The organism is Streptomyces sp. NPDC002835, from assembly GCF_053591995.1.
The window spans coordinates 1-4,950 of record NZ_JBSFUW010000101.1; the positions used below are offsets into that span (position 1 = coordinate 1).

The 4,950-nt window shown below is 70.8% G+C and carries 4 protein-coding genes and 4 pseudogenes; 1 reads left to right on the forward strand and 7 read right to left on the reverse strand.

All coding sequences use genetic code 11. From position 1 onward, the window contains the following. Window positions 1-340: pseudogene (locus ACWD01_RS37150) on the reverse strand (hypothetical protein); the annotation flags it as partial. Between the two features lie 17 nt (window positions 341-357). Next, window positions 358-809: pseudogene (locus ACWD01_RS37155) on the reverse strand (transposase); the annotation flags it as partial. Window positions 810-876: 67 nt separating this feature from the next. Here ACWD01_RS37155 and ACWD01_RS37160 point away from each other — a divergent pair. Further along, window positions 877-1,002: pseudogene (locus ACWD01_RS37160) on the forward strand (IS30 family transposase); the annotation flags it as partial. Window positions 1,003-1,086: 84 nt separating this feature from the next. On the opposite strand, the gene hemC reads toward ACWD01_RS37160, so the two are convergent. From hemC to ACWD01_RS37185, 5 genes and pseudogenes are all read right to left on the reverse strand, one after another. Continuing rightward, entirely contained in the window at window positions 1,087-2,019 is a 933-nt protein-coding gene (gene hemC, locus ACWD01_RS37165; protein ID WP_451168375.1) for a hydroxymethylbilane synthase, read from the reverse strand. Window positions 2,020-2,036: 17 nt separating this feature from the next. Further along, the gene (locus ACWD01_RS37170) at window positions 2,037-2,615 is read right to left on the reverse strand and encodes an O-methyltransferase (RefSeq protein ID WP_451168376.1); all 579 of its coding nucleotides are present in this window, start codon (window positions 2,613-2,615) and stop codon (window positions 2,037-2,039) included. Beyond that, entirely contained in the window at window positions 2,608-3,582 is a 975-nt protein-coding gene (locus ACWD01_RS37175) for a hypothetical protein (RefSeq protein WP_451168378.1), read from the reverse strand. The genes ACWD01_RS37170 and ACWD01_RS37175 overlap by 8 nt, the downstream gene beginning before the upstream one ends. Window positions 3,583-4,158: 576 nt before the next feature. Then, on the reverse strand, window positions 4,159-4,302 hold the full coding sequence (locus ACWD01_RS37180; protein ID WP_451168379.1) for a hypothetical protein: 144 nt from the start codon (window positions 4,300-4,302) through the stop codon (window positions 4,159-4,161). 179 nt (window positions 4,303-4,481) lie between these two features. After that, window positions 4,482-4,892: pseudogene (locus tag ACWD01_RS37185) on the reverse strand (nuclease-related domain-containing protein); the annotation flags it as partial. Window positions 4,893-4,950 lie beyond the last annotated feature (58 nt).

Here is a 4,950-nt window from a genome sequence, read left to right on the forward strand (position 1 = left end):
CGTCGGCGCGCGCGGCGAGAACTGGTTCGGCCTCGACCACCTCGGCCGGGACATGTTCTCCCGGATCCTGGTCGGCGCCCGGCAGACCCTGCTGGATCGTCTTGTGTACGGACAGCATTGCCAGGCGGCCCGCGGCGATGATCTCGGGAATGCGCGTGGCGGGCAGGTCGGGCACGGCCTGGGCGTGCAGTCCCCACCGTGTCCGCACGTGGTCGGCGAACGGCTGGTAGATCAGCCCCTTCACCCTGTCTCCGTCGCGGACGTAGGCGCCGGCCTCGCACAGCTCCTTGACGAGCGGTACGGAAGGCGGCACTGGCCGCCGCCAGAAGTCCATCGCCATCCGTAGGCACGCCACACCTCCTGGCGGGTCTTCGCGCCGGCGATCCACCGGTAGTAGCCCGAGGGCGAGACCCGAAGGACCCGGCATATCCGCTGGACGCCGAAGGTCTCGGCGTGGGCGGAGACGAAGTCCCAGCGGCGGGTTTTCACTTCATCTCCTTGGCGAAATACGCCGCTGCCCGGCGCAGGATCTCGCGCTCGAGCTCCCATTCCTTCTCCGCCTTGCGCAGCCTGCCGTTCTCCGCGCGCAGCCGGGCCAGTTCCTCATCCCGGCTCTCCGCGCTCTGCTCACCATGGCTATGAGCACGGCCCGCGTGCTCGTCGGCCTGGCGCACCCAGCTCCGCAGCGTCTCGCCGGTCACCCCGACATCTGCCGCGACCGCCGCGTACGTGCGCTTCCCGCCCGCCGCGCGATAGAGCGCGACGGCGTCGTTCCTGAACTCCGCCGGATACGGAGACTTACGTCCCACCAGGACACCCTCCCTCGGATCGAAAGATCCATTGTCAGAGTGTCCACACCACCGGGGTCACCTCAGGACCGACCTGTCCCCCCACAGCCGTGAACACCTCGACGCCGTTGCCGCCCAGCTCAACGGCCGCCCAGGCAAAACGCTCGACTTGGAAACCCCAGCCGAGCGCCTGCATAAACTCCTCGCGGCCTGAACAACCGACCACGTGTTGCAACGACCCCTAGAAACCGCCGGTTCTCGGTGGGCCCTTGGGGTTCGCTGACGCCAGCGCGGTGGGTCAGTGCGGGATGCTGTCGATCACTTCGCGGGCGCCCTGGCGGAGGAGGGTGACGGCGACGGACGTACCGAGCGTGGACGGGTCGAGCCTGCCCGCCCATTCATGGGCGTTGAGCATGACCTTGCCGTCCGAGGAGAAGACACAGGCGCGCAGGGACAGTTCGCCGTTGAGCTCGGCCCGGGCGAACCCGGCGATCGGCGAGTTGCAGTGTCCTTGGAGGACGTGAAGGAGCATCCGCTCCGCCTGGGTCTCCTGGTAGGCGTCGCGGTCGCCGAGCCCGCTGATCAGGTCGATCAGGTCGGTGTCATCTTCGCGGCACTGGAGCGCGAGGACGCCGGCACCGATCGGCGGCATCATCACGTCGGTCGACAGGATCTCAGTGATGACGTCGGCACGGCCGATCCGCTCGAGACCGGCGACGGCCAGGAGCAGCGCGTCGGCCTCACCCGCGGCGAGCTTCTCGAGCCGCCGGTTGGCGTTGCCGCGCATGGGAACGCACTCCAGGTGCGGGTGGGAGGCGGAGAGCTGCGCGATCCGGCGCACGGAGGATGTGCCGATCCGAGTCCCGGCCGGGAGCTCGTCGAGCGTGAGGCCGCCGGGGTGGATCAGGGCGTCCCGGATGTCGTCGCGCTTGAGGAAGGCGGCGAACACTGTGCCGGCCGGGAGGGGCCGGTCGGCCGGGATGTCCTTGACGCAGTGCACTGCGAGGTCGGCCTCTCCTGCGAGGAGGGCGGCGTCCACCTCCTTGGTGAACGCTCCCTTCCCGTCGACCTGGGAGAGGTCGCCCATCCACTTATCGCCTGTCGTCTTCACCGGAAGCACGGTGGTCTCGATGCCGGGGTGGAGCGCGGCCAGCTCGGCGCGGACACGCTCCACCTGGGCGAGAGCCATCGGCGAGTCGCGGGAGACAATGCGAATCAGATCATGGGCCATAAGGGCACGATAGACCCTCAGAGGCGGGCGGCCACCACCAGCCCCGACGCCCAGTTCATCGGCGTGGCGCGCCAGTTGGGGACATCGGGCAGTCGTTCGAGGAAGCCGTCGACGCGCGGCTGATGGTCCTCCGGCCAGGTGGCCTGCGGAAGCATGTCGTCCACGACGTACAGGGCGCCCGGCTTGAGCAGTGCGAGGAGGTCCGGCAGACGGAGGTACTTCCCGGGCCTGCAATCGACGTACGCGAAATCGAACTCCTCGGGCATCTCCTGCTCGGTGAGCCAGGCGTCCGCGTCCGACGTGACGAACGTGATCCGCGGGTCGTCGCCGAGGTGGCGGCGCGCGATCGACTGGACGTTTTTGTCCAGCTCGACGGTGACCAGGTGGGCGGTCGCGTCCATGCCGGCCGCCAGCCACGCGGCACCTGCTCCGACGCCGGTACCGAGCTCGAGGAACCGGCCGCCGGGCTTGGACGCGGCGAGGGTGGCGAGGAGTGAGCCGGTGCGGTCCTCGCAGGACATCGCGAAGTTGGCGCGGGCGGCGTCGGCGAGGATGGCGTCGAGGAGCGGGGGGCGCTCCATGGGGGCGTCACGCACGGCTGGTCTCCAGATGCCGAGCCGCGGTCTCGGCGGCGAAGGTGAGGATCTGGTCCGCGCCGGAGCGCTTGAGCATCGCGAGGTACTCGACCATGCCGGCCGTGCCGAGGGCCTGGAGCGCAGTCCACTCGCCGGAGGTGGAGTACGCGACGATCGGGACGCGCTGGTCGTCGCGGAGCCGTACGAGGACGTCGACGGCCGTCATGACCGGCTGGAGCGTCAGGGAGTCGGCGCCCTCGGTGATCCAGCGGCGGGCCTGGATGATCGTGTCTCGGTCGGCGCGGCCGGGCTCCAGCTGGAAGCCTCGCCGGTGCCCCGACTGAGGGTCGGTGGCCATCAGCGTCTTGAACGGGCCGTACAGGCCGGTGTGGATGGCCAGGTTCGGGTTCACGCCGACGTCGCGGTGCCCGGCCTCGTCGAGCGCTGCCCGGACGGCGCGGATCGAGCCGTCGAGCATTGCCGTGGGCGAGACAACGTCGGTGCCGGCATCGGCGTGCTGGACGGCCATGGCGCCCATGAGCCGGTATGTGGCGTCGAGGTCGATGCCTCCGTCAGGGTCGCGCAGGACGCATTCGCCGTGGTCGGTCCAGGAGCAGCCGCAGACCTCGGTGGTGACGGCCATGTCCGGGACGGTCGACTTCACGACGGTGATGGCGGCCACCATGCGGTTGCCGGGGGCGAGCGCGCCGGAGGCGCGGCCGTCGCGGTCGTGGCCGTACGCGAAGACCTTGATGCCGTGGATGCCGAGGGCTGCCCAGCGGTCGACGGTCGGCGGTACGTCGGCGAGGGGCACCGCGCCAGGCAGCGGGCTGCCGTTCGGGGCGTCGTCGGGGAGCGCGAGGAGGGGCGCGCTCAGGTCTGCCGTGGTGAGGGCCGGGCGGGTGTAGAGGGCCCGTACTGCACTGCGTGCGCGGGAGGGGTTGATGCCATCGGGGGTCGGCGCTTCGCGCTCAGTGAGGATGGTCATGCGGAGAGTAGATACCGACACGGTGTCGGCAACCAGAGGCGCGAAGATGCGCGCGGGGGGCGCGCATACGCGAGGGCCCACCGGGCGGATGCCGGCAGGCCCTTCGGTGTGGTGCGGGTCAGGCGTGGGCGGTGAGTTGTGCGCGGAGGTCGTCGATGTCCTCGTACCCGACCTCCGTCGAGATGGAGGAGTCCTTACCGTCCTCGTCGTCCCAGTCCTGGGCGTACACGGGCTGGGTCGTGCGAAGGAGGAGCTCGGCGCCATCGGTGTGACGGTGGCCGCTCCGGTGCGCGAGGTGCCGGTCCAGTCCTGCCAGCCCTTGTGTGCGGTGACCTGGTCGAGCGTGGCGAGGAGGTGCGGGACGTGGGCGACGGGGAGGAGGGTGTCGCTGTTGTCGCGCCGGGCGGCGAGCTCGGCGGTCGGTCCGCTCACGGTCAGGTAGAAGGACTCCCCCAGATCTCGGTGCGGTACGGGCCCATGGCGGGCGTGGGCTCCTGGATGGCTCCCATGATCGGCTCCTCGGTGCTGGTGCGGTCGAGTCAGGCTATCGGCGAGTTGAGTCCCTTCGGTCCCTCTTTACCGGCCTCGCGGGTAGTGCGGGAGGGTGCGCTCCGCGGTGGCGACGAGCTCGGCGGCGCGGCGCTGCCCGGGGAAGCGGCCGGAGATCCGGAGGACGGTCGGCAGCCGGTCGGCGGGGACGATGCGGACGCCGCGGAACACGAGCTCGGTGGCGGGTCGCCCGTGGGGCCGACGAGCGGGGCGCCGTCCATGGAGACGATCGCGGTGACGTCGACGCGGAGGAGGCGGGCGACGGTCTCCCGCTCATGGAGGACGCCGTCGAAGCGGTCGGTGACGTCGACGGTGCCGTGCCAGAGTCGGCCGGCACGGACGCTGACGGGGAAGCGTCCGGACCACTTCTTGGGGTCGAGGAGGAAGGTGGCGCCGTTCGGCGCGATGGCGAGGGCGTCGACGTTCGCCCGGCCGCGCGGGAGGGCGCGGTCGTAGAGGATCGTCCAGCCTTCGCGGCTGAGGGTCTCGAGGCGGGCGGCTGCGCGCTTCTCCGCTACTGCTCCCGCGTCGTAGCGGCGGGCTTGGCGTTCGGCGTGGGTGTCGACGCCGAGGAGGGTCGCGAGGCGGACCAGGGGGTGTGGAGCTGGCGGGCCCGGGCGGCGGCGGACACGCCGGGGCCGGGCCGGGAGCCGTGGCGGTGCCAGACGCGGGAGGCGGCTGCGGCGAGGGCGAAGGCGGTGACTGCGGCAAGGGCGAGGGTTAATACTCCAGCAGGACTTTGGTGTCTGACCTGGGACGATGCCGGGCGGCTGGAGTGTAGCGGGCGGTAGTTAGTCAGGGGCGGTCTTGAAGAGACCG